The sequence below is a fragment of the Streptomyces sp. WAC05292 genome, from assembly GCF_003949955.1.
In the GTDB taxonomy this organism is placed as follows: domain Bacteria; phylum Actinomycetota; class Actinomycetes; order Streptomycetales; family Streptomycetaceae; genus Streptomyces; species Streptomyces globosus.
In genome coordinates, this window is record NZ_RPSE01000610.1 from 1 (window position 1) to 2462 (window position 2462).

At 76.1% G+C, this 2462-nt stretch carries 2 protein-coding genes and 1 pseudogene; all 3 read right to left on the bottom strand.

Going from position 1 to position 2462, the window contains the following annotated elements; all coding sequences use genetic code 11:
• Positions 1 to 295, bottom strand: a pseudogene (locus tag EF903_RS31605) (hypothetical protein); the annotation flags it as partial.
• Between the two features lie 14 nt (positions 296 to 309).
• Positions 310 to 975, bottom strand: a complete 666-nt coding sequence (locus EF903_RS31610) for an LPXTG cell wall anchor domain-containing protein (RefSeq protein ID WP_125548404.1) — start codon at positions 973 to 975, stop codon at positions 310 to 312.
• A 110-nt stretch (positions 976 to 1085) separates the two neighbouring features.
• Positions 1086 to 2261 carry an imidazolonepropionase gene (gene hutI, locus EF903_RS31615; protein WP_125548405.1) on the bottom strand — a complete coding sequence of 392 codons (1176 nt, stop codon included), beginning with the start codon at positions 2259 to 2261 and terminating at the stop codon, positions 1086 to 1088.
• Between the last annotated feature and the right edge of the window lie 201 nt (positions 2262 to 2462).

Here is a 2462-nt window from a genome sequence, read left to right on the forward strand (position 1 = left end):
GGCCCGCCCCGCCGGGCTCGTCGGCCCCCCGGAGGGCGAAGGTGCGCGGCAGGTCGGAGGGGTTCGCCAGGGTGAGGCGGTCCTCCAGTACGGCTCCGGGGGCGCCGGCGAGGTAGAAAGCGGGCCGGGGCGCCCCGCCGGCCGTGCCCGGCTCGGGGGCGGCGCTCCAGCCGGGGCCGTCCGCGGCGCGGGCGGGGGCCGTACCGAGCAGCAGCAGGAGCGGCAGTGCGGAGGCGGCCCTCCGGCCGCGGGAGCGGCGGGAGGAGGCGCCGACCGGCGGGCGGGGCACGCGCATGGCCGGGGCTCCGTTCAGGTCCGGGCGGCCCGGCGGCTGCGCCGGCCCAGCCAGAGGAGCCCCGCGGTGCCGGACAGCAGCACGGTCCCGCCGAGGGTGGCGAGCGCGGCGACGGAGTCCTCCGGCCCGGTCTGCGGGAGGGTGTCCGGGGGCCCGGACCCGGGCCCCGCGCCGGCCGCGGCGGTGACGTCCAGCTCCAGCGACGGCTTCGGGCTGTTGCCGGGTGTGCAGGTGGTCGTCGTCCCCATCGCCTTGATGGTCAGCACGCCCGCCGTGAAGGTGACCCGGCCCGTCTTCCGCGGGGTGTAGGTGCCCGACAGGTCGGTGATTCGGATGGGGGTGTTCGCGGGTGCCGCCTCGGGGTTCGGCGGGCCGGAGACCGCCACCTGCCCCTGGTCGGCGCCGCCGACCACGATGACCGCGCTCGGGTTCATCGCGCCCTTGCCGAGTTCGATGGGGCTGGAGGAGACGCCCTTGCGGAAGGACATCGTGAGCTTGTAGCCGGCGCCCTCCGCGGCGGCCTTGATGTCGATGGGCGAGACGGCCGACTTGTCCCCGATGGGGGTCTTGCAGTCGTAGGCGACGTCCACGACGTCGGCGCGGGCCGTGCCGGCGGCGGGCAGAACCGCCGCCCCGGCCAGCGCGAGCGCGACCGCCGCCGAGCGTGTGCGGTGGGACACCTTCGTCCTCCCCTCGAACCGATTCTGACGGCACATCAGATCGGTGGCTCAAGGTACGCCCGGGGCCCTGCAAGGGGAAGACGAAGGACGCGGTGTTCGGCCGCGGCCCGTCAGGCCGCGCGCACCCCCCGCTGCCACACCGCGGAGACCAGCGGCACGCCGGGCCGGTACGCCAGGTGCACGTGGCTCGGGGCGTCCAGCAGCGCCAGGTCGGCTCGGGCACCCGGCGCCAGGACCCCGATGTCCGTACGCCGCAGCGCGCGGGCGCCGCCGGCGGTGGCCGCCCAGACGGCCTCGTCCGGCGTCATCCCCATGTCACGGACGGCCAGCGCGATGCAGAACGGCATGGAGCTCGTGTACGAGGAACCCGGGTTGCAGTCCGTGGACAGCGCGACCGTCGCCCCCGCGTCCAGCAGCCGGCGGGCGTCCGGCCACTGCGCGCGGGTGGAGAACTCGGCGCCCGGCAGGAGCGTGGCCACGGTGGTGTCCGCGGCCTGGGCGAGGGCGTCGACGTCGGCGTCGGTCAGGTGCGTGCAGTGGTCGGCGGAGGCCGCGCCCAGCTCGACGGCGAGCTGCACGCCCGGGCCGTACGAGAGCTGGTTGGCGTGCACGCGCGGAATCAGCCCGGCGGCCGCACCGGCGGTCAGGATCGCACGGGCCTGGTCGCCGTCGAAGGCGCCCTTCTCGCAGAAGACGTCCACCCAGCGGGCATAGGGGGCGCACGCCGCGAGCATCTCGCCGGTGACGAGGTCGACGTAGCCGGCCGGGTCCTCGGCGTAGTCCGGGGAGACGATGTGCGCGCCGAGGTAGGTCACCTCCTCCGTGTGCGCGGCGGCGATGCGCAGGGCGCGGGCCTCGTCGGCGACGGTCAGGCCGTAGCCGGACTTGGTCTCGAAGGTGGTGGTGCCCTGGCGGCGGGCCTCGTCGAGGTGGCGGACCAGGTTCGCCTCCAGCTCGGCGTCGGACGCGGCGCGGGTCGCCGCGACCGTGGTGCGGATGCCGCCGGCGGAGTAGCTGCGGCCCGACATGCGGGCGTTGAACTCGGCCGTTCGGTCGCCGGCGAAGACGAGGTGGGAGTGGGAGTCGACGAAGCCGGGGATCAGGGCGCGGCCCTGGGCGTCGAAGGCGGTGTCCGCCGGCGGGGCCTGGGCCGTGGGGCCGACCCAGGCGATGCGGTCGTCTTCGACGACGACCGCTGCGTTCTCGATCAGGCCGAGGGGGCCCTCACCCGATTCCGGGTCGTTGGTGACGAGGCTCCCGATATTGCCGATGGCTGTGGTGCTCATGGGTTCCTTCCAGAGGTTTCCTTCCCCCACCCCGCCCCTTCCCGAAACCGGGGCTCCGCCCCGGGCCCGGTCCGGGCGCTCCGCGCCCGTGCGCTCAAACGCCGCGCGGGCCGGATGTCCCCCGTCCCGCCAAGGGCCCGTCCAGCCCCGCCGGGGGGGGCAGATCCAGCCCCGCCGGCGTGTGGGGCGCGGGGTGCGGGG

What these genes read in the sequence shown, in the direction of transcription:
- hutI (WP_125548405.1), bottom strand. Translation starts at nt 2,261, where the DNA reads ATGAGCACCACAGCCATCGGCAATATCGGGAGCCTCGTCACCAACGAC.